The sequence below is a fragment of the Desulfosporosinus sp. genome (assembly GCF_014237355.1).
GTDB lineage: Bacteria > Bacillota > Desulfitobacteriia > Desulfitobacteriales > Desulfitobacteriaceae > Desulfosporosinus.
The window spans coordinates 19,585-43,316 of the sequence record NZ_JABZFS010000050.1 but is presented as its reverse complement, the minus strand read 5'-3'; the positions used below and the strand labels follow the sequence as shown (position 1 = coordinate 43,316).

The following is a 23,732-nucleotide window of genomic DNA, read 5'->3' as shown; positions in this document are numbered from 1 at the left end:
TAATAAAAGGAAAAGAAGCTGTCACTTTTTTAGGTGAAAGCTTCTCCAAATTAATTATAAAGTCCGAAAGTTGCTGGTATTGCCTGTCCTTCTTTCGTCTATACTTGATTTGCTATCGGTCGGTTGGCGAACAAGAATCCCAGCAATATCTTCCGTTTAATCTAGCCCCTTAATGTATTCCAACATTTTAAGAGGATCATTCATAATTTGATCATCAAGGCTACTAAAATCGATTTCTTGTAAACTAAAGTCTCCGTCATTAGTACTTCCGACGCCAATCTCATAATGATCCTCATTATTGCTCCAACTAACCTCTTCATCCCATAAGTTTACGAGAATCATGGCCATAATGTTATGTTTAAGGAGAAAGACGCCTAGATGTAGAGTTGCTAATGATTTGTAATCAGAGCCACTTTTCAATCTATCACAAGCCAACTTCGCCATCCATCTTTGTCCACCCCTGAAATATGTCAATGTATATAATTATTGCCTCGTAAAATATTATGTGTCGTCATGGGAATCATGTTATTACTAAATAAAAGTTTTCCTCGTCTGTCAGTCTACTAATATCGTCCTCACTGCGTCAATCAAACACTTAACATCTACCTTAGAATTAAAATACCCGAACCCTACCCTCACCGTACCATGAGGCGAAGTCCCCAAGAACGCATGTGCCATGGGAGCGCAGTGTAATCCGGTCCTAGTTGAAATGCCAAATTCTTGCGATAAGATCATTCCAATCTCTTGCGCCGTATACCCATCTATCGTAAAAGATAAGGTTCCCAAATGATTCTCAAGATTTTTGCTGATATACAATTTAATATCTTGATATTCAGATAATCCTTCAACCGTTCGTTTTAACAAAGCATTCTCATGCTCCCGTATATTAGCTATTCCAGTCTCTTCTAACCAACCACATCCAGCATACAATCCTGCAATGGCCACAATATTTGAACTCCCTACTTCATGCCTAAACGGTAACTCCTCCGGCATAGACAGTAATTCGGAGTGACTTCCTGTTCCGCCAAAGATAATAGGAGTTAGCGGAAAATTTCCATTAGTAACAAAACCCGAGATACCAAAAGGACCATAAAAGGTCTTATGACCTGAAAAGATATAATAGTCTACTAGTTCCTGGACCTTCTGTAATGGTAGCAACGGCCCCGCCTGTGCTCCATCAATCACAACAATTGCTTCATAACTCTTTGCCATTTCAGCAATGATACTAACCGGTGTAATGAGGCCACAAACGTTACTCACATGAGTCATAACTAATGCTTTGGGTGGCATTTTCTCAAACATCTGCTTAATCGCGTCTAGGTCATATTCAAGAGTTCTAGCGTTAACAGGAAGAGTCAGTAGCTTAATATTTGAGGTATCTTTCAAATGCTGTAGAACCCTTGACACTGAGTTGTGTTCGAAAGGAGTTGAGTAAATAACATCCCCGTGACTCCAACTTATACCTAATAATACCTGATTCAAGGCCAGCGTCGCACTAGCTGTAAGAAGAACCCTACCTTCCTTATAGTTAAGTAGCGACGCGACAGCATAGCGTGTATCCTCAATGAGCCTATCGGCTTTGCGTGCTAGAGGATACGCGCCTCGTCCTGCGTTAATTGCACCATTTCTCATGCAATCTGCTACCGCTTCGATCACAACTTCAGGTTTTGGAAATGTTGTTGCTGCATTATCTAAATATACTTCCATATTTCACCTAACTCTTAACTAATTTTTCAAGAATAGTTAGCACAATTTGCCGTTTTTCATTATTAGTTACGGAATCACCATACTCAGTAATATACGACCAAAGGACATTCTGCAACAGATTCCCCGTTTGAGATACCGAGCCTTTTGTAAATATTCGTTTGATCGACGTACCATTGTCCTGAGGAAATGTGATTTCGACTTCGTTCGAGGCACCTAAATCTCCTTCATGTCTTACCACATATTCAAAGCTAGCAACCTCAAATAACATATCTGTAAAAATTTGCGGTACTCCCTTGACCGTTTGATCATTCCAGTCCTCTGGTCTTAGGCCAGTTAAGCTTATAAACAACCTGTTTAAAAAATCAAATGAGTTTTCTCCTGCGAACGATGAAACGAGATCCATAAGATTTTGTGTGCCATCTGAATACAAGTTATTGCGTTTCTCCGGCGGTAATAGTTCATACCAAGTTCTTAAACTTGCTAATAATGAAGGAGAATTTATTGTACGTAACTCAACTGATCGAACAAGATCTTGCTCTAAATTAACAATAGTCGCTGAAAGATACCCATCGATCTCATCCTTTAAAGTTGAGAGTCTAGAGATAACAGTAGTCACGTCGTTTTTACTTGTTAAACTTGGAACCCCTAATAAGTCAGGAATTTTCTGGAATATAAGCTTTGTGCTTGTGAGATTATCGGTCTTTAGTAATTTTCTTAAGGTCTTAGCTCCCTGTGTCAACCCTTTAGAATCACGGGTAAATCTCGGTATTGAGAATAGCCATCGCCTAAAAGCATCTGCGATTTGTTTTGTGGGTCCCGATAAACTAGAATCATCATCCATATATTCCTTGAATAAAACTTCTAACTCATGACACAACAGCGTCTTCTCTTGGGACCAATTCTCTTTTAATAAAAGGTATCCTTTTGGATCTTTAAGGGCATCATCAATATTTTCAGCATTCAATGGAAATTCTTTTCCCTTTGAGTCAATTAGTAATATTTCTCTTTTTTGTTCACGTAAAACTATTGCTAGTAAAATAGGGACAACACCCATTCTCACTCCAAATGGAGGGTTACACATAACTTCGAGAATTTGGTATACGGATAAACCTTCGACTGCTTCAGAAAGTAACGATTTTAGTTTCAAAAGTGTTGAGACAAGCCCCTTATCCCTCAGAGTTTGTAAATCAGCTAGCACTACATTTTGCTCATCCTCCACTACGATCCGTGGGTAATCAAGTAAACACTTAAAGATGGCTAATTCTGGTCCAGAACCAATAATCCCAAGCTTTGGTACCATATACTGACTTAGCAATCCATTAACTACTTTCTTTCTCGCGTTAATAATTGGAGCAGTCAGATTATGTTTATTAATCATCTCATTGTTAAACTTGGGACTTTCATTAAAATAGGTAACACATAGATCGGATATAAAACGACTGAGAGAGGATTTGCTATTTATTCTGATTTCATTTTTCTCGCGATAATAGACAGAAGCCTTTTTCAGGTCAAATGTACGATTTAAAATTGAATTTATTTCAGTCTCAGCGTCTTTCAGTCTGAGTAGAATTTCTATACGATCAGCTTCAAGATGCTTGCCACTTTCGACAACCTTCAACAGTTCCTTTAATGCGTCAAGTCTCCTTATAAACATTTCTAATTCGTGATTATCAGTATCATAGTCTTCGTTGATAATAAAGATGATTCTTTCAGCTCTGAACTGGGTGAGTATCTGCTTGAACTTATCAAGATCACCCTCGCCTTCAGGTAATACATATAGAATCAACCCATCCTTACCATATTTGCTCTCGAAATCATTTAATTCGTTAGCTATATTGTTAACTGAGACATATTGGCATGAAAAATATCTAACCATAGAATACTCATCATTATAGCGTTTAGCTAACACGGGATTGGGAAGGAAAGTGTCATTTAGAACTAACCAAGGATCAACGAATATTCTCCGTTTAGCCGCAAGGACACTGAGTTCCTGATCAATATCCATTTCTCCAGGCACTATAAATTTAAGTACACCAGTTGAACTGCCTTCAAATAGTATTCTTTTACGAAGAAGTGTTTGAAAGGAACTTACTAACTTTTCGAGTTCAATATCTGATCCACTGTAAGCAAGTTTTAAGATATCAATAGTAGCCGGTAACACTGTTGGTAATCCAATAACTTTAATAACTGATATTGCTTTAATGATTTTAGCCTCTATTAGTTCATCTTCGTCTAAACGACTAAGAGCCGCGTTAGTTTGAAACCATATTGCATGAATATTATCGTAGCTATCAATCGTTCTCATCTGGTTTTCAAAATAGTCGTAAAGAATATCCAATGTCAGTAATTGCTGCGAATCTGCGTCATTGTTATTTAAGTATTCATTTAATGTATTAAATTCATTACTGCAAAGGAATGTAAAAACCGTTCGTTCATTTTGAGCGACTTTTTGTGAAAACCTTGGCAATGCAAAAACTAAAACGGGATGGAGTGGAAATGAGCCATTGAGAATATATTTATCTAATTCCTCGGGCGATGGTAGATCAGAGAATAGCCTAGTATTGAGTAGTTGAGTCCTCAATTTATTTATCCTCTGCTGATTATTTTGATGGTATGATTTCCAGTATCCTTTGTCTTTTATAATGACATTCGAGATAATTTCATATACTTTGGCCGGCTGGTTAATGAGTTCAATCGTCTTGAATCGGCCTTCAACCTTCTTCCACTCATTAACTAGGTCTTGTCCATATTTACTCGCATATTGTGCGATCGGTTTATGGGTTACAAGGATAAACTGAACAGGATGCTCAGCACTCGAATTACAAGCCTCAGCAAAGTCTTGCAGGGGTTGGAGATTCACCGTCTTTTTTTCTTCCCATGCGTTTTCTAGATATTTCCCAAATTCATCGAAGAGAACAAAAATACCTCGAAACTTCGAATTCTCATTTATGGTCTGTTCACACATCTGCCTTGCAACCTCTAAATATACATCTTCAACCTTCCCTTGTAACGGAGGTTGAAAAATAGCACCGTGGGTTACATGATTATAGGCAAGAGTAAAAAGATTATAGGCTTTCTTGTTCCGACTTTCTAACCCCTTCGTTAACTCACTAATCGTAACATCATTTGTTAACAGGTATTGTATTAGTGAATTAAAGGCATCCGGATATTGGCCTTCCCAGATTTCGATTTGTTCGAGTGCCATCGAATACGATGTGCTAGGCACTAAGCTATTCAACCCTGCTTCTTCTAATGCATTTTGTAAGCTATCCAATAACATTTGCTCAAAAGGTTGATTAGAGCCAGAGACAATCACTGGTAACATCTTTTCATTTAAAAGTTCTGAACTAATGGTGTCTGCAGCATCTATGTCAAATTCTCGGATTTTTCGCAACAGTTCATCATATGATTCTATCGAGAGTACCTTCCCCATAATTGAAAGTAAAACCACACTGAGGTGTGATTTACCGGTACCATAGTTCCCCACAACCAATCGCGAGCGGAGAGTTCCACTATCTCTATTAGCTAAGATTACATCAGTGATAATCGAGGTCGTCTGAGCTAAAGGAATATAGTTTGCCACTTTCGTCAAGCTCTTAAGATCGTATTTAACATTTATAGAGTATTGAAACCCGGGCGAAGTGGTAATATATTCATTTAATCGTTTATTCATCTTTTTTAACTCCTATTTGGTGATAGTACTCTTCAATTACGCTAATAGGATCACTTTCCAGTGTTATAGTAACTTGGTTTAATCCGGCAGTCTTATTCAACCTTAAAAACCCGTTCACCTGTAACATCTCTAATACTTGAATTAACTCGGATACCCCAAGCACAAATATCCTACCAATACTTCCTTCTGCTGATAGCAAGACATCTAAATCTATATCCTTTTTGTGACCGTTACTATCCATAAATTTTAAAATTGCATATAAATAAAGCTCTTTGTCTAGTGACTCAACTTTCCGCCTAGTAAACCGATATCGTTTCCTTTTTGAGTCAACAAGTTCGATGAGCCCTAATTCCTGTAAAGGACACATTAAATTATCTTCAGGACTAGAACCATTAGTTTTGTGCACACAATAGGTACTAATGATACAATCAAAATCCCTTTTTAAGGATCCTCTCGAAACCTCTTTAGCATCGCTTTCTTGCTCATTAATCCACAACTCTAATTCATTAATAAAGAGATCTTCATCAAACTCTCTTTGTTTAAACACATTAAAAAACCAATACCAGGTAGTTGCTGCTTCTTTATTCGAAGCTAATTGAAAATGAATTAGCCACAAAGTAAATTCTTCTTCAAGGTATTTATCAAACGTATAGATGACTCTTCCTTCATCCGTAAGCTTCTGTTCCTTATTCCCCCCCGTTGTCTCGTAAGTAAGATTTGTAGCAACAAGCCAATATCGGAGGGCTTTTACCATGTTGCTGCCGATACCAAGCTGTTCCATCGCATCTTTGGCCATGAAAACATTGGGTTGTTCCTCTATTCTTCTTAATCCTTTGGTCAGCCATCCCTCTCTGAAGTGAAATGTCTGGTGTCTGGCAAAGGCCATTTTACAAGCCATTATATGACCCTCCTCGTTTGAGTTACTTTGGTTACTAAACAACCTTTATCATAATGTGCGATGCACTCCATACAACCTATACATTTGCTAGAGTCTATCCGATACCGCTCGTCAATAAGTGTTATGGCCTTCATCTTACAAATCGCCGGACATCCTCCACATGCTATGCAGGCCTGATATTTTCGGAGTTGGCAATCAATCCAATTATCTAATAAAATTAAGCTTTTACGAGGGTATTCCTTGTGAAAAACTTTCGGATCAATAATAATCTTGAGATGGCTTTGCCCTATTTTCCCCTGTAACCTAAGCAAAGGCTTTTCCTTTTTCTTATCCTTCCTAGTCCATACATATACTTCCCCAAGTAACGGTCTTCCTCGTTCAAAGTCTAGGTTTCCAAATGGCTTAAAATATTCATACAAATCTCTAGTTATGGGTCTGGTTAAAGTGTAGTTTCTCGCATTGGTTTCTGTGGCGCAAGGTTCAAATTTCACCTTACTAAAGCCTACCTCCATACCATTGCCGCCTTGTCTAGCCTTCCAATTACCAGAGTCAATATATTCTTCAGCGTCGGGTTTACCAATCTTGCTTGCAAATGAGACTAGGAAATCCCGCCATCTTGTGGCCTGTTCTGGAAAATGCACCTTATTTAAGAAATATGCCCAATCACTATTGTTAGGGCATACCAAACAGCCTACGCGTGAAAAACCCAAACGATACGCATAATTGAACACTTCATCATGGGATAATAGGTATAGCCAAACATCGGCATCAATCCAATCAATAATAGGTGATGCTACTATTTGTTTGGCAATTTTAGGGCTCTTTGAAATAGCCTCGTATTTACTTCTTTGAGTCGATTCACTGCGTCGAATTCCGTAAAATGTTAATATTTTATTATCTTTCTTTATTCCATCAATACTTAATTCATCAATACTTAATTTATCAATGATGTCAGCAATAGGACCTGTCTTAAAAACCGTGCAACACCATCGCATAACCCGACTAGGAGGTCCGATCGTCTCCGATAACTCAAAAAAGTCTCTTTCTGACTTTGGTTTAAAAAATGGAACTCGGCGATTGAATTTTTGGAATTGTTCCACATAGTCATATGTCGTAGGGAACTCTAAGGTGGTATTTCCAAAGATGTGTAATATATCTGCAGCACCTAACGCCCTTCTCACTAAACTCGAAACAACCGTTGAGTCTTTTCCCCCGCTGAACGAAACCATATTAATTCGGTTATTATACTTTTCTGAAGCCATCTTAATAAACTCAAAACTATCGTATTCAAGTTTTTGAAGATGTTTTTTATTGGCCAATATAAATTTAGATATCATTGTATTAAATGAGTCATAATCAAATCCCTTATTTTTCTCTTCTGAGAAAAGACGGTGCACTTGATCAGGATCCCATTCTCTTGTGATTTCTTGTACAGAGAAGTCTCTAAGCAGATTACCATCTGCATAATAGCGGTTCCCCTTAGCATTCCAAATGCTTCGACCATGCAGCCGACCCTTCTTATGTAATAATATCTCCAAAAGAGTAACTTCTTCAGGAAATACCGGTCGTGCATCCATCGCAAAATAATTAGTCTTGCTATCACAAAGTGGACAAGTAGTCTTATACACCGGTATGTTGCATTCTCCACACCAATAAAGTCTCATATCGTTTTTCTCCTCAGATTACAAAGTAACAGCTTAATTTATGCAATAATAAATTACTGGGGAAGTGTTCCCCAGTAATTTATTCTACGCGTATATTCTAATTCCTGCAATCGAACATTGGTTCTATAATAAATTCATTTTATAATTCCACGTTTTAGCTTAAACCTCTTTATCACATCATTTTAAAAGAACTAATATAACGCGATGAGACCCAGAGACCTTATAGAGTGTGCTTTATAATATCTAAGCTTGTTCCTGATCCTTCACCGCTAAAACAGTTAATCTGGCCAGGCACTCTTCTCTTTCCACGATATTTAGTTTTGTGAAATGGAACACTACATCTTCAATATTTGCCTCACTTAATGATTTATCTGCAGATAGTTTTGTTACACGGTACTTCTCAAGAGTTGCTTCGGATAAGTAACCTGGTAAAAGCGTAGTCTCATATATCCACTTCAAAATGTTTTTACGTGTATACTTGTCTGAGTATGATGCAATATATTTTTCTTCCCACTGCTTATCTTTTAAATCCATATTCTTATATAATGATTCGGCAATTGCACTCAGGATGTTAGAAACGTCCACTTCCAAATCCTCTTTAGTATATTTCTCCATTAGAAGCAGGAACTGTCTTTCGCAGGCCTTCCTTTGATCTTTTAAACTTTGCAACTCTTTAATGTCATCAAGAAATCCATCCAGGACAACCTTCAAGGCAATGAAGTCATCTCTATCCGAAGTAGCTATCCCCTTCTTGCAGACATAATCTATCCTTTCGATCATTGATTCTACCGAATCGATATCAACCAATTCGTAAATATCGTTCCAAATATCATCCATATCACGCTTCGTTTTTTGATGTGACATCACAATTTCGTTAACTCGTCGGCTAATTCTTGTATTCAAAGCCTCCGCTTCCTCGCCCAAGAAAGTCCGAAATTTCTCAATCTGTTCCAATAACAAATTCCCTTGTTTTTCCCAATCAAAAAGTGCAGTATAAGCGACATGTTGATTTAATACTTTCTCAGATAAAAACTTCTGGCAATTTGCTTTTAATTCTTGCCGTGCTTGAATTTCGACTCTACTTCTTAATTCTTTTTCTCCTTGTGAGTTTGCTGCATTTGCTTCATTAAAATAGCCTAAACTCTTTAGTAATGACTCTATACGTTTAATGTGTTTTTCATATTGAGTCATGGCTTCTATAGTTTGGCACTTTTGTTTTTTGATCCACGGAAGGATGTTCTGTTCAAGATAAGATCTAAGTCTATGCTTAATTTGCCTAATTTCATTACTTTGATCCTCTGCAATCTTATAGTCGCCTGTAAACATAGCATATGTTGATGAACTCTCCACCATTTGAAGTGCTAATAATGCTTGATATACATCTTCCTTTTCTTCCGCAGTAGCCACCTTATCCATAATCAATTCCATATTATTATTCCACGATGCACTAATTTTTTGTCCTTCCTGCAACTTGTATTCGCACAAACGATACTGCGCCTCTAAATCTGTCGGTACGGACTCAGAAATTACTAACTGCTTTAGTTCTTTACTTAATAATTCAACTCGACTAATATCATCATTATCATTGATTTGTGCAAATAGTCTAAGGTAACTATCAACAATCGCGCCTGCATCCACAAGCTTTATTATTGTTTTTTGAAATACTGCTAGATCTACTTTGTTGTCTTTTACAACATTGTCCTTCCAATTGGAGACGCTATAAGTAATATCCTTATACTGTAAACGCAAACAATACGCAAGGTTGGCGCAGAATACCGCCACAATATATACAACCGTATACTCATTTAAACCAAAAGGTGGCATGCACAATTCTTCAATTATTGATTTGCAGTTAAGTTCTTCATTCGCTCGAAGCTTTTTCTCCAAATAATTGTAGATCTTCAATGCTGACTTTTCTTTCGGTGGCACAATCTGGTACTGAGAATTAATACACTTCCATGAGTTTACTCCCGTTTCATATAAGGTAGCTTCGAATCTATTCCTAATTTCGACGGAAAAACTATGAATTATATTAGAATTAATGTCACCTGATAGTAACAAACTCAAGATCGAACAATATGCCTTCTTAGCTCTACCCGGCTGCTTGCTATCAAACCCATCAAAGTCAAACGGAACAGTATTTGGGTATATTTGACTAAGAATATCTACTAGTGTGATGCCCAACCTTTTTGACATTGCCACGGCACCTTGGGGAGTAATCATTAGACGCTGTTTCTTAAGAACGTCAAATTCTGATCGTAAATTTTCTTCTGATTGCGCATATGCATCATCAAAATGTCTACCATATTTATTTCGATCAATATCGCTTACCGAAGAGAGAACATAATAATCCAACGCTGCTTTATGCAATCTATTTTCAGCATCATTAAGTAGCATCAGCACAATTGGTGTTCCGGCACTCTTTTTCGATAGACGAATGGCATTTTCTAATGCCTTATTGTCACTATCCCTATTGATATAAAGCCAAGTCAATTTTCCCTTTATCTTTTCAGGCGATTTTGCGTTTTTCCATTCCGATATCATTGAGTCAATTAGGGCTCCAGATAAATCGTTAATTGGAAACAAATCTTGCTCAAATTGCCACTCATTACTTTTGATTTTTTTCTCAAACGCGAAATTTGTTGCAATAGGTGAAAGTACTCCTGCCATATCTCTAACTGAAGAGTCATCCAAAAATGATGCTGGCAATGCTTGTCCTGCTTTAATTCTGCGCAAAAACGTTCTAAAGTCATGTGCACCGCTAGAATCCTCTAGAAAATCGAAGCAACCTGCATGCTCGTCAAAGCCAATAACTGCATACTCATTTTCTAACCAATTAAGCTCTTGATTAATCGATTCGATTGCAAGTCCAGAACATATACTCAAGGCTTCCTTAGCATCGTCATAATCAGTTGTTCTAAATCTGAGTATTCGAAGCACTAGATTTGCTCTTAATAGCTTGTACGAATCCCCCGATAGCTTATCACCAAATTTGCGCAAAATATTATCAAATCTAATACAATGCTGACTCAACTGTCTTCCTTCTTGCTCCGCAGACAGCATCTCAGAGTATAGATCTCCATCCAATAACATTTCCGGCAAAACTACCGGCAGTTCCCCTTCGAGTTCTAATATCATCTCTGACAAGCTTGAAATATAACGATTGACCAATGTAAGAGAAGATCTATTTTGTAAATAGTCTGATAATTGGGTTAGCATATATGATGACAGCGGATGCATTGGATATATGCCTTCAACAACGACTTGCCTGAACAGCTTATACTCTTTCCATAATCCCTTCAAAGGTAACCATTTGGACATCAACGTAAAAATATTTTGCCATCTGTCTTCATGAGAATGCTGCCAATTTTTAATTGAGTTTTCAAACATATCCTTATCTTTTCTATCAATTAAATTGGCAAATACAGTTTCTAAATTAGAAGAAAGATAATATTTATCACTTGCATCGTATCTACCAATATATCTGCTGATATTACTTGTCTGATCCACGCGCTGCAAATATGTTTTAATATCAGATTGAATAAAATTAATAACCTGAATATTTCCTTCTGCATTTTGTGCAGACTCAAATATCTGCTGTAATGCTGAATCACCCGAATGAGCTGCTGTCGATGAAGATGCGTATTCGAGATAACGACCAAATTCATCAAATATTACAATTACCTTATCAAAGTCACCACTAATTCCGCAATATTCTGCCACTAACGTTTCCAATACTGCGCTTGCAGAAACACCTTCATCCCATCTTATTTCATGTCCATTAATCTGTTCATATGCAGCATTAATTATATTAAATGCCGTTTCTTCGTTTCCGAGCTCTTCACGGAGTCGATTAATGAGTACATCGCCTTTACACGTCCAAGCAAAAGCCGTTGCCTTCTCTTCAAAAAGAGCAACGTTATTAACCGCATTCCTCTCAAAAAATCGAAATGCAGTTTCTATAGCTCTGTTAAGCTTCTTTAGGCTGTCATCAGAATATCCATATAATCGCAGACTTCTTTGCGCTGAGCGGAGTAACTCGTAGTGCAAGTTAAAGTCTCGCATGCCATTCAAAACTATAACAAAGTTAGGCCTGTCGCTCAATTGGCTAATACTTTTGGCCGCATCACTATCTACACGGGCAATATTTTTCAGAACCTTTTGGTAGGTATCTGGCATATACCTTTTTCCTGAAAGCAATTGTGCCATCGTTACCGCTAAATGGGATTTACCTGTGCCGTAACCTGCTACTGCCAAGGTAAATGGATTGCCTCTTTGATCATTATCTAGCTTCTGAGCAATCAATTTCATAAAAGTTGCAGTGTCCGTTAATTTTCGCCCAGCTTGTTCTTCGTTGGCTCCAAAATATTCGCTTCCATGAAACACAAAGTTTTCTGATACTTTTGCAGCCTTTTCTAGTTGATAAAACCAATCAATCTGAACGGCACCCTCAAAGAATAAGTCCTCACGAAAAGTTAAAACATTCCCAAGACGCATCCAAATACACTCCTAACACAGCAAACTGTATAATTCTGCTATCAACTTATCTGATGTTGTCAATTTATAAATTGTGAATGGAGACAACTGCCTATTCAGTCTTATAACACCTAATTCTGCCAAATGTTCTAACGCAACATACTGACGTTGCGCATCCCAGCCAAATGCGCCTGAAAATTTAAGTTTTTCTAACTCATCAGCTGATATTTCGTCGTCAGTTGGAAATATTTTTTCCCATTCATAAATCAAGGCATATGAATAGACGTACCCGAAGTCGTTAATTAGTGGCTGCGGCACTATACTTGTTGTTTGTTGTTCTCGTATCAACAATTTCAATAAATCAAAACTATCTCTATACGTACTATAAAAAGGCCCAGTCTTGATTGTGCCGGATATCTTTTTACGTATTTCATCCTCTAGTATATTGTCTTTCAAACCGTTTTTGTATTTAGGTAGTATATCTCGAATAATCATTGACCATAATTGAGCTCCAGTTGTCGGTGACGTTAGACGTACATGGCATATCAATTGTGTTAAAGCTTCTCTAAACCCGGGATCCTGTTTTCTAATTTCATTACCTAGAGGAGTGCATCTTAGTGAATATTTCCCGCCAACTGGAGCTTCTTCTTCAAGAAGCCCCATGTAGACAGCATAGTCAATATGAGGTTCTACCTTTCCGCTACTTTTCCCCGTGGGAATACCAGTCGCTGATGATATTTCCTCTTTTGTCATTGGAATACCATTGTTAACGACATCAAATAGTCTACTAAAATATTCTAAAGTCGGTGGGAATGTTTGATGAAAGTTTAAATTTCTCATGAATTTTCCTCCCTTTCCTTGAAGGAAGCAACATTTGTTATTATAGGCACTGATGGAGATAGTATTCCGCCCACTTTTTCTCTATCTCCAACAAACACACACTGGCCTTTTTGGAGATTTTTCAGATTATTAACCCATATCCCCCCATTTGCTGCACCCGGGTCTAACTGCTTAGCCATACGATTTAATTCATCATCTGTTGGTTTGAAATAAAGTTTAACTGCAGCCTGCTGCAATCTTACCACTTCATCATCTGCCAAAACTTTTAACGATTGAGTTGCAAACCAAGCAGACCAGCCAAACTTTCTCCCTTCGGTTAAAATCATTGCACTTGGAGAATCGGTTTTATGCGACAAATTTTGCGCTTCATCTAAAACAACAACAAACGGTGTGTTTTTGTTACCATATTTCTTATTGTAATGCCATGCATCCCATAGCATCATCTCTGTTATGATTACCTGTATCTCGCGGACAAAGTTAGTGAGCTGGAAGATGGTTACAGTTCCATCCGATTGTGTTATCTTGTCCCAATCGAAGTTAGCTTCCTCTTTAAACTCTGTACTGTCCAGGAAAGGTGCCATTTTAGCAATGACGGATTTGGCATGATTGTTTCCGATTTCATCAAGTTTTTCTCTAAAATGCCTCATATTCATTTTATCGCCGTACATCTCAATACCCATACGGCAGGACTCATAAATTACCGAAAATTGCTGTGGTCCAAAACTATATACATGCGCAAATATATTGGCAATTCTTTGGGCAACATCTGAGATTTTTTCTAAGGATTTGATTCCCGCTATTTCGATTTCCTGTCTTCTAAACGGATTAATCGGCACACCATCAAAATATACAATATTTTGATGGATTTTTTCACCCAAAGATTCTTTAAACTCAGGCTCAAGCTGATCCAATCTAAAACCTTCGGTATAATCGAAAATTGCCGCAGATATTCCGTTTTTTGACACTTCTTTCAGCATAGTCTGAATGCAATAAGTTTTACCCTGTCCCGATGTTCCTGTAATTAGCATATGTCTATTAGCTAATTTAGGGTGTCCAAACTCCCAATTCATCCTATTCCCAACGCGATCCTTACCAATATATACTTTAATATCTTCTAATTTTGTTTCTTTAGCTCCTAAATTATCTACAACTGTCTCCCGCCCATTAACTACTATCTCACCCGTATCTACCTCTGGGTTCCCGTCAATATTTGTTTCGGGCGAAGTTGAATTATCTTTCACTTCTGAGGGAGGCTTCTTATCATCGTTAGTGTTAATTGAAGGGTCCTGATCTTCAACAGGTGTTTCATCTACAGCTTCTGGTGCATACTCATATCCGGGCGCTACGTCTTCCATATCTTTATACCCTTCACTTTGATCATCCTCTTCAATATCCTCTTCCTCTTCAATTAGGATATCTGATAAAACGACATATTCTACATCCGCTTCTGAATCGTCCAAAATTAATCTTTGGATCATCTTTTGCGGTATAGAATGAACTTCTATATTAGAGGATGTTTCCATTTCAACGATTTCATTCTCCCCTGGCATATCAATCCAATAGCCCATGACCTTTCCATTCCAAGTAATTTCGAAGTTGCCATCAAGTATTGTACGTAATTGCGACGATAATTTGTCAAATTCCTCGGTAGCATCATGAAACGTAATTTGTGCAAAGGCCAGCGCACGATAAAGCTGGGCAAACCAGTAACGCCTCTTGACCGAAGTTGAATTGGGGTTGAACAATTCCGATAGCACATCAATGCCGTGTCTAACCTGTATAACCGCATCTTCTTTGCGTCGATCAGCATTATTAAATTTCGCAATTTTACATTCAATAATAGTTGCCTTCAAGACAACCTTTCCGTCGCCACCAATTGATGCCGTCAAACTCAAGAAATCCGGTCGAGATTCGCTCACCAGTTCGCCATTGAATGCATCACTATAAAACCAGTGCTTGTAGGAGTCTAAATATATTACAACATTTAAGGCTTGATTGGCTTTAAATGTTTTCATTTGCTTAGAAGTAATCACATACGCCATAAATTCGTTAATATTATGGTTTTTAGGGTTTATTGCACTTAATAAGCTGATACCATCCAAATTACTTGCTTCCTTAATGCAGATTTTGGCTGCATCATGAATTTTAACAACATTCCATTTGAATAACTGTCTCAGCCTATCTTCAAATCTCTTTTCGACCTTGGCAATAATAGAATTTCGGGCAGTAATTGTCAGGTTATACTGGCCATGTGGTCCTTTTCCTGTTCCAAAGCCGATAATCGCATATTCATCTTTTCTTTCCGCATCGTTTCGCAGAAGTGCTCCATCCATACCTCCATCAATGCACACAACCCAATATGCCTTCTGATGGAGCATATATATTAAATCTTGTCTTTCTTTATCAATGCTCACTTCTCGAGCAACAATTACTTTTTTAGTGTGGTCCTGTTCTATATTATTCCGATAGTATACGACCTGGCTATGGGTTGTAGCTGCATCAAATTGTTTCTGCGTTAATTCAATCCGGCGTTTTACACTAGTCCGTGAAGCAGGCATCGGCTTGAATACGATAGGAAATAAGCAATCACTGACAGGATAATTAACATCACCGTTCGATGGGATAAAGCTCAGGCTGTTAACCTTTAATACATCCATTAAAAATACGATATCGATATTATCATCTAAAAGGCGATTCAGGTCTTCTTTCTTTCGCCACTCATTTAAGAAAATGCGAATATCGATATTCTCATCCTGGGAAAAAAAGGTGTCCACCCAGTAAGCAAGATAGTTTCTCCCCCCCTTATTCTCAGGTTTTACTAATATATTTAGCTTGATGCTAATTCTCACATCTTCTTTATTAGCGTTATTCTTCTTTTGCAATTCTATATGTTTATGTATCGCCGCAACAATAGGCTGTAACTCCGAGGGATCAATGATTGCTATCGACAATGCATCTGCAGAGTTTGGAAACGCTTTAACATAGTCAGAGATCACATCATAAATCATCTGTGATTCTGTGTCTATCTTCGTAAACATCTGATCTTTAAAATCATCGTCAAATACTGCTTCTTTGTGAATTATATCTCTTAATCTATTTCCACCACTCAAGTTTGTATTTCCGCAAATGCAGTACCCTCCAAAAGCTCTGAGCCCACCAAAGTACTGGTTATTTTTAGTTGGGAAAATATCAATCGCCTCATGAATTTGAGTAAGCTGTTCTAATTCTTCAACAATCTTTATTATCCCTGACTGTGTAATTTTCCTCTCATTATTGATACTCTGTTCCCACCATTGCTCACAACCGTCCATGATGAAAACTGCCTGATCTCGCAATTTCTGCAATACACTTGGATGCCAGGGTGGAATAATACAACATTCAGTTTCTTCCTCAGTTATTACTGCATCTGTTGAAGCTTCTATACAAAAGGAATGGATATAGACATTAAGGACCCATTGCAAGTTTTCGGGCAATATTTGTGCGATTACCTTCTTGCCAAGTTCAGTATACGTATTTACAAATCTTGTGAGTTTTGAACCAAGGTTGTCACATAAATCCGTATAAAATCCATTCTCAAATAATGCTTGGCAAAAAGCGGTATAATCTTCCCCAAGCTTATGAAAATCTGCTGACCACTCATAGTTTCCACTTGCCGCAGATTTCATGTCTACAAATCGCAGCAAATCATTATTATATGCAACACTTACGCTTTCAAAACTGTCGAGAAACTCTTCTTCACTTTTTGCATAGAGTAGCGAAGTAATATCTTTGATCGTCGCAAGCGGAATAAACGCTGTAGCATATTTTTCTAAGCGCTGCTCATAATCAAAACATATATCTGAGAACGAATAAAGCCATCCATCATCGTTGGAAAATAACCAATCGAAATCTTTTGATTTTTCAAGGTCTATTTCGTTTTCATCAAAATATTTTACGGTAAAATTAATTTTATTTAACCTTCTATTCGCGCCAGCAGCAAACACTCTGTTCTCTTCAATCTGTTTGTACGCTTTCTTAGGCGCAAAGAAATCAGACGGATTACTCACAATTTCAATATCTTTGTTAGCAAAATTCCAGTTGCGTTTTGCAATATAATCTATAACTCCGCCTACATGCCAACAGATGGTTCTCCATCTATTAACAAGCTGACTATCAGCGTTGTTTTTTTCCACGTGATCTATGGCATTGATAAGCTCTGCACTATTAAACACTATTTCTATTTTACATAGATTGGCCTGATCTCCTAAGCCCCAGTTCTCAAAAGCCATAAAAATAGCTTTTGCCATGGCATTAAGGGGAGTACCCGTAACATGTCCTATTTTTGGTTTAGATATTGTCTCAGTAGTGGGTAATTTTAACCCAAGCACAGCTTCGGTAATGGAATAATCCACTCCCAGCAAGACTGATCGATTCTGTTCAATGTCTTTTCCTAAAATGAATTCTTCTAACACAGACGCATACTCATCATAGTTTGGAATAGACTGCAGCATCCATCCTTCCCATCCGTCCGAATATACATTGTCTTTTACGTTATAAACCTTAATTTTTTCTCTAAATTTTCCATACTGCTTCTGAGACATCTTCCTGAATGGTTTTCGGTCGATAAACTCATACGCAGGCTGTATGATATTCCTTGAAATATTAATGATTTTTGATGGTGCAGGTATGGACGCTTTTCTTTTAGGAATACCCCACAAGTTTAGTGATCCAAAATAATGTTCAACAAGCTTTTCAATCCCATCAATATCTTTCCAACTATCTGCCATACAGCTGAGTTTATAAATGTTCATTGGAACTAATTCGAACAAATCCTTATACAGCTTGTTAATACATTTCTCCTCTTCAGCTGTCCACTCAAATGTAGGTTGTTTAAATATCCGATGATATTTTCCTTTGATATCAGATTCTATTCTGTGGGCATCTATATAATAGCAATCTTTAAGGCCCTCTTTATCTTGAACCTCTTCCGATCCCATCAATACGATCATGATTGGAGCTGGCAAATTCCTGTAATACGTCAGACTATGTTCACGTGCAATCCAGTTATTGTTTTCCATCGATTGAGCAGCCGGACTACATTCCGGTGTAATATTTTCCTTAAAAGTATTCCATTTCTCATTCGACAACTTGGCTTCTAAAATCATATCACTAGATTCATACTTGTTTTTTAGTGCTTTACATAATGCTTCATAGACTCTGATATCCTCGAAACCATCTATACGAAAAATAGTTTTACCCGTTTCTTGAGGCTTTTGCTTGTCAATGTAATTCAGCAAAGTGGATACAATATAGTTCATTACATGGTTACCTCCGTAAATGGATTTACTACTATCGAAGTTGCATCAGATAAATCACGTAAAAACCCTGTGTTCTTCAAGAAATCCTGAAATGCTTTCATGTTATTCATAAAACAGTTAGTCAACTCGATATCCATTTTAGCTTCACTTGCACACGCCGCCTTATATTGTTCAGGCCCTATGACCAGGGAATAATGTTCAAATAACTCTTTTAGAAATATATCTATTGTCATTTTATCGCCCGGCTTAATGATTGAAAGAACAAGAAACTTTACAATATCCTCAGACAATGAAAATCGCTCCATTGCTCCATTTGAAGGAATAATACATTGCATTTCTTTGCCAAGTTTTCTAAAAACATCTAAAGTTTTCTTTCTAGCCTCGGTAAGATACTTGTATGGTGTATCCTTCAAGTCCCCATTATTCTCTTCACGAAACTCAACTATTCTTTTATTGATAGCACAAACAAAAGCTTCTTCGATATTTTTAAAACTATCGGCCGAAAGATGCATGACAGTTTTTCCCGACTTTTTAGAACGCATGTCTACAATCCAAGGCATGCTACCCTTCCCTAAATAGTCGCTTGTTCTTTCACACATCATCCGCATTATCTGAAAGACTACACCTTTTGCTAAGATTTCGATTCGCATGATTGGATGCATTTCATTTGAAAGGAATGTTATAAGCTCATCAATTGTCTTCTGAGCACAATTAATATAACCGGTTGCTGGAATAAACTCTAAACGTTTTTCCTCAACCATTTTTTCAGCATCCAAATGCATTTCGCGTTCCCATGTGCTTTGTATCCAGTTTGCTATACTTGAAAAATTCTTGTTCTGAGCAGTAAGTAAATTTCTCAGACCTTTCTCAAGCTTGATCCGTGTTGTATCCTCGCACGCCTCAAGTCCCTGCAATATGTGAAGATAATACACTTCACCCCCACGAGCTAAGAAATTATGCCTTGTACCATCAAAACAGGTCTCAATTTTAAGCATCTCATCGCTAAATCCAGAGTCATTGATTGTTGTATCCCATTGTAATCCGGCTCTTTCCTGATCTAATGGCATTTCTTCGCAAAATATTAACTCTGGACATATAGGGAGTAGTGCTTGTGCACACCAAGAACGATTTTTCAATACCGCAGCATAACCATGCAGTAAATCCTGTATAGCTTCTACCACCTCTTTAGCCTGTTCTTGGTCATTACAATTCACGCTTTTCTTAAGCATTTCACAAATTTGTTTATAGGCTTTTTCATCAACAGTTATTTTGGAATTTTTTTTAGCCCTATCAAAAAAAATAAAACGTTTTAATCCTATTCTCGGATAAACATAATAATTCATAATGCTATCGCTCTGTTTATGAAATTCCATAGCACCTGATTTATCACCTTTATCTTTAATCGATGAGAAAACAAGTAAAAACTCAATTAAATACTCATATAGAGTCTGGTCGATATGGATTCTATCTCCATAAACTTGTATTGCTATATTATTTCGCCCCGATGTAGTCCTCCCATTTTTAGGATATACATTCATTGGTTTGATCCTCCTAAACTCAGTCTAGCTTCCATTTATTATTTTCCTCGTATAAAGTTATTGTCTCCCACTTATTTGTTTTCATCACCATCAACTCTAGTCTTCCATCTTCACTTTGTGCACAGCACGCAAGAATCTGAGCTTTGATGCTATCGATTCCGTGAGACAATTGAGGGTCTATATTTGTCGTTACAATTCCGTTTCGGATATCCTCAAAATAATTAAGGAGTGGCAATGCGATAGGATATGTAATTTCCTTTCCGCATACTTCCATCCTTAACTCACTCCTTCGCCTCTCACCATCAAAGTTACACTTATTACTGTATAAGGTCTTAACCTTAATATCTCTTGAATACACGACATCGTGAACCATCTGTACACTTTGTGTGATTCCACTTCCTCTCTTCAATGTCAAGGGAATGCTATTCTTACTTTGATAGGTGTCGCCAATGAAAATCATAGCCAATGCGTCTAAGACAAGCATTTTATCATCATTATTAGTACTTGCTCCCCGCCTTAACTCTAAATATCGTGGGTAGCTGTTCGAGAATCCATCCTTTAGCAATTTAGTATTAACTTTATCATCCGTCTCGATATTAACTAGATAGTACATTCTTCTAACTGCTGCTTGCCAGCGTGTTGAATAGTGATTCTTAATTCCTAACTCACGAGCAAGAGTCTGAAGTTTCTGAGGGAGTGCTGAATAGTCCTGTTTGATGAAAATAGACTCATCAGCAACTATTCTTTTTTGGTCATAATGATTATTCATAATATCAGATATTGCCTGTATTTCTAACGCATCCTTATTAACCTTGAATCCCGAATAACCGAATATTGAATTTGTAAAGAGGAAATCGAACAGGTAGTTACCGTTATCTATATTCTTGACTTTTTTGCACTCTAAGCCACCTGTTATTGCAAAGCTTAAATGAGCAGTAATCTGTCTAATCGTCAGCCTTTTGCCATGCTCCTGTTGCCAAATATAATGAGAAGTCAAAAAATCGCTAACCTTGGCGAAGTTCTGTGATACGATGATTTGATTAAATTTAATTGGACAGTTTTTAACTTTAAGGCACTGTTCGCATCGAACCCATAAACTATCTTCAATAATATTTTCAAGAAAAGGTTTGGCAAACGAAGTATTGTCTATTCCGGCAGCATTGATGGTTCTAATTTTGGAACCACAAATTTCTTCAATTGAACCGCTATTTTCATCGATAAGATTCAAAAGCTTAATTTGCGCATCCTCACCAAGAATTTCTTCAAATGTATTTAGCAATGGTCCTGTATTAGCAATTAGAATTACATATTTATCTTGGACAGGATATTCTAAAAAATCCTTCATTTTACTTTTGCGTTCATGTTCCGAAAGTTCGCTAAAGTCCTTAATATATAAACATGATTTTCCGTTCGGTAAAACAATTTCATCGAAGGGCTTCAATTCTTGTTCATTAAGTAACCCCAAATCATTGAGGACCTGCAATAGCAGGCTGGTTTTTCCATCGCCTGCATGACCAGTTAATATGATGATATGAGGTTCTTCATTTGTAAGTTTATCGATGATGAAGGCACCCGTTGGTCGTTTTACTATTGTCTTGTGAAAAAAAGGATTATTCTGGTTAGACTCAGCATATGCGTTTTCATTTCTCGCACCCACATTGTGCAATGTGTTTAAATATTTAATATACTCGGAGTTAGGAACTATTTTTTCCACATGATTTCACCTCATGAAAATTATTTTCTATGGCTTTTTTTAATATTTTATATAATCATGCCTTATTAACATCTCAATCAACTAGAATGGAAAATAGCGACCACTAAAACTGAACTGCATCAACGAAAAAGTTCCTAGGGGTCAGTGATCCACTAATAACATTGACAATTCGATCCTGTTCAAACAGGCATTGTAACTACGCAGAACTCGTCTTATACCATCTTTCCCATTCCATCATAAACACAAAGGACCACCTATTTAAGTTAGAATAGATCATTGAAATAATCTGTTTCCTTGTTGTCCCTTAACAATTAGTAAATTTCACTCTTTCTCTGACACCGTATAAAATAGGTTGCGCCTGAAACTAAAGTTCAACAGTATCCCCTTTGTGCACTCTTATATAGACTACATCATCCATCCTTTGATTAGAAGGTGCAATATTTGTCAATTTACACCCACTATGGGATTCCTAGAATAAAAATATTTAACTCTCAGGGCTACTTCCAGAGAACGCAACTCTGTAAATGTTTTCCCACTAGTTTTTAGCATTAGACAATCCTAGCGCTAGAAATAATCTACAAAACTTCAATGCTTATTTCGTTACTTAATTCTTAAAACAATCTTACAGTAATCTAATATTCAACATTATTCTGTTAATCCCTGCCAATATCTGTTTTCTTTTACGGCATACCTTATATTTTACAGGCTTAAGCAATCTTAACTCCAGACAATTTCATTTCGGTATCCTCTGCGTAGATCATAACACGAAGCACAGACATAATTTTGTGGATCACGCAGCTGAACTATTTTCCCCACGCTCACACTCTCTCCTTAATTTTTCCGACACCCAATCTCTCACCGTACGATTGTACAATTTTTTGGGCTTTCCACTCCGCAATATCCAGCTAAGCGATCAAAAACTTCAAACCTTCTCCCTCGTCATTGAGTTCCGATGATTACTTCCTACTTGTCCAGTGATCATTGCGGGATAGCTGTAAGCTAGTCGTAGAGCCTTTCTCCCCTGATTAACCATACATGAACCATAAGCAAAATATAGTTTCTTCGAGGTTGAGCGTTTAGACATAATAATAATGTACCTTCAAATTTATAATTTTTTTCGGATTGCTTCTCTGTTGCTATTTACAAGTCTAAACGATAACCCAGGACGATTCATGGAAGCTGAGCTTCTTAATTTGGGATGAATTCAGCCTTAAGAATAATAGTGTGCCATCCACATAGGACTGTTTTATGAGCTCATTTTCACGAATCCACTTTTTTGATTACATCGCGATGCTTAAATGAGTCCGATCATTAGTCCATCCCTTAGAAATTAGCTTTTGCATGACGAGCGTTGCATTCACCGCATCATCATAGGCGGCGTGTAGGATACCCCTTTTATTAACTCCAGTTTCCTCAATGGCATCCTTTAGGGAAATCATTCTATTACGGTTATTAAACAACATATATTCCTTGGCTAAATCTATATAGTTCTCAAATAAGAAGGGATATTCGAAGCCGTATTTATCACAAGCATTTTTAAATACGAGGCGATCCCGATTCTCCAACCCTCAAGCCAGGTATCTTGAGTAGGACTCATTTGCCACAGTCATTGCAGAATTTGCTCAAAGGAAATACGGTTCTCGATATCTGTTTGTTGTATAGCAGCAATACCGGTACAGTCTTCAATGATTCTAGGCCAAAACTGAGGTTTAACGAAAGCATTATAACCTTTCTCCTGCAATACTCCGTGTCCGTCAGCAACGACTGCTCCACTTCAATAATCTCAGGGAACCAGACTCTCGGCCTTACATATCGTTGGTGCATCGTAAACTCAAAGTCCATAAAAAATGCATCTTTCATACCCCTTCCCCTATGAATTATTAGATTTTTTATAGCCATAGACAGAAATATCTGCTAATTTTACT

Annotated in this window: 12 protein-coding genes; all 12 read right to left on the bottom strand. The window is 37.3% G+C overall.

The genetic code is table 11. The annotated features are described in order from the left end of the window. Window positions 1-156: 156 nt before the first annotated feature. Entirely contained in the window at window positions 157-444 is a 288-nt protein-coding gene (locus HGJ98_RS10890; protein WP_291351282.1) for a hypothetical protein, read from the bottom strand. 111 nt (window positions 445-555) lie between these two features. Further along, window positions 556-1,707, bottom strand: coding sequence for an aminotransferase class V-fold PLP-dependent enzyme (locus HGJ98_RS10885; RefSeq protein WP_291351280.1), 1,152 nt, complete (start codon window positions 1,705-1,707; stop codon window positions 556-558). A 7-nt stretch (window positions 1,708-1,714) separates the two neighbouring features. Then, the gene (locus HGJ98_RS10880; protein ID WP_291351278.1) at window positions 1,715-5,380 is read right to left on the bottom strand and encodes a DUF6079 family protein; all 3,666 of its coding nucleotides are present in this window, start codon (window positions 5,378-5,380) and stop codon (window positions 1,715-1,717) included. Beyond that, window positions 5,373-6,278: a DUF4007 family protein gene (locus HGJ98_RS10875; protein ID WP_291351277.1), complete on the bottom strand. Its 906-nt coding sequence runs from the start codon at window positions 6,276-6,278 to the stop codon at window positions 5,373-5,375. The genes HGJ98_RS10880 and HGJ98_RS10875 overlap by 8 nt, the downstream gene beginning before the upstream one ends. Then, complete coding sequence (locus HGJ98_RS10870) at window positions 6,278-7,942, bottom strand: phosphoadenosine phosphosulfate reductase family protein (protein ID WP_291351275.1); 1,665 nt, start codon at window positions 7,940-7,942, stop codon at window positions 6,278-6,280. The genes HGJ98_RS10875 and HGJ98_RS10870 overlap by 1 nt, the downstream gene beginning before the upstream one ends. Window positions 7,943-8,185: 243 nt before the next feature. Then, a complete protein-coding gene (locus HGJ98_RS10865; RefSeq protein ID WP_291351273.1) occupies window positions 8,186-12,439 on the bottom strand; it encodes a hypothetical protein in 4,254 nt (1,417 codons plus the stop codon). 12 nt (window positions 12,440-12,451) lie between these two features. After that, on the bottom strand, window positions 12,452-13,258 hold the full coding sequence (locus HGJ98_RS10860; protein WP_291351271.1) for a hypothetical protein: 807 nt from the start codon (window positions 13,256-13,258) through the stop codon (window positions 12,452-12,454). After that, window positions 13,255-18,555, bottom strand: coding sequence for a type IV secretion system DNA-binding domain-containing protein (locus HGJ98_RS10855; RefSeq protein ID WP_291351270.1), 5,301 nt, complete (start codon window positions 18,553-18,555; stop codon window positions 13,255-13,257). Before HGJ98_RS10855 ends, HGJ98_RS10860 begins: the two co-directional genes overlap by 4 nt. After that, entirely contained in the window at window positions 18,555-20,093 is a 1,539-nt protein-coding gene (locus HGJ98_RS10850) for a hypothetical protein (RefSeq protein WP_291351269.1), read from the bottom strand. The genes HGJ98_RS10855 and HGJ98_RS10850 overlap by 1 nt, the downstream gene beginning before the upstream one ends. Before the next feature lie 19 nt (window positions 20,094-20,112). After that, on the bottom strand, window positions 20,113-21,807 hold the full coding sequence (locus HGJ98_RS10845) for a hypothetical protein (protein ID WP_291351267.1): 1,695 nt from the start codon (window positions 21,805-21,807) through the stop codon (window positions 20,113-20,115). 1,280 nt (window positions 21,808-23,087) lie between these two features. Further along, window positions 23,088-23,372 (bottom strand): hypothetical protein, encoded by a 285-nt coding sequence (locus tag HGJ98_RS10840; protein ID WP_291351265.1) that lies wholly within the window; start codon window positions 23,370-23,372, stop codon window positions 23,088-23,090. 28 nt (window positions 23,373-23,400) lie between these two features. After that, a complete protein-coding gene (locus HGJ98_RS10835) occupies window positions 23,401-23,667 on the bottom strand; it encodes a hypothetical protein (RefSeq protein WP_291351263.1) in 267 nt (88 codons plus the stop codon). Between the last annotated feature and the right edge of the window lie 65 nt (window positions 23,668-23,732).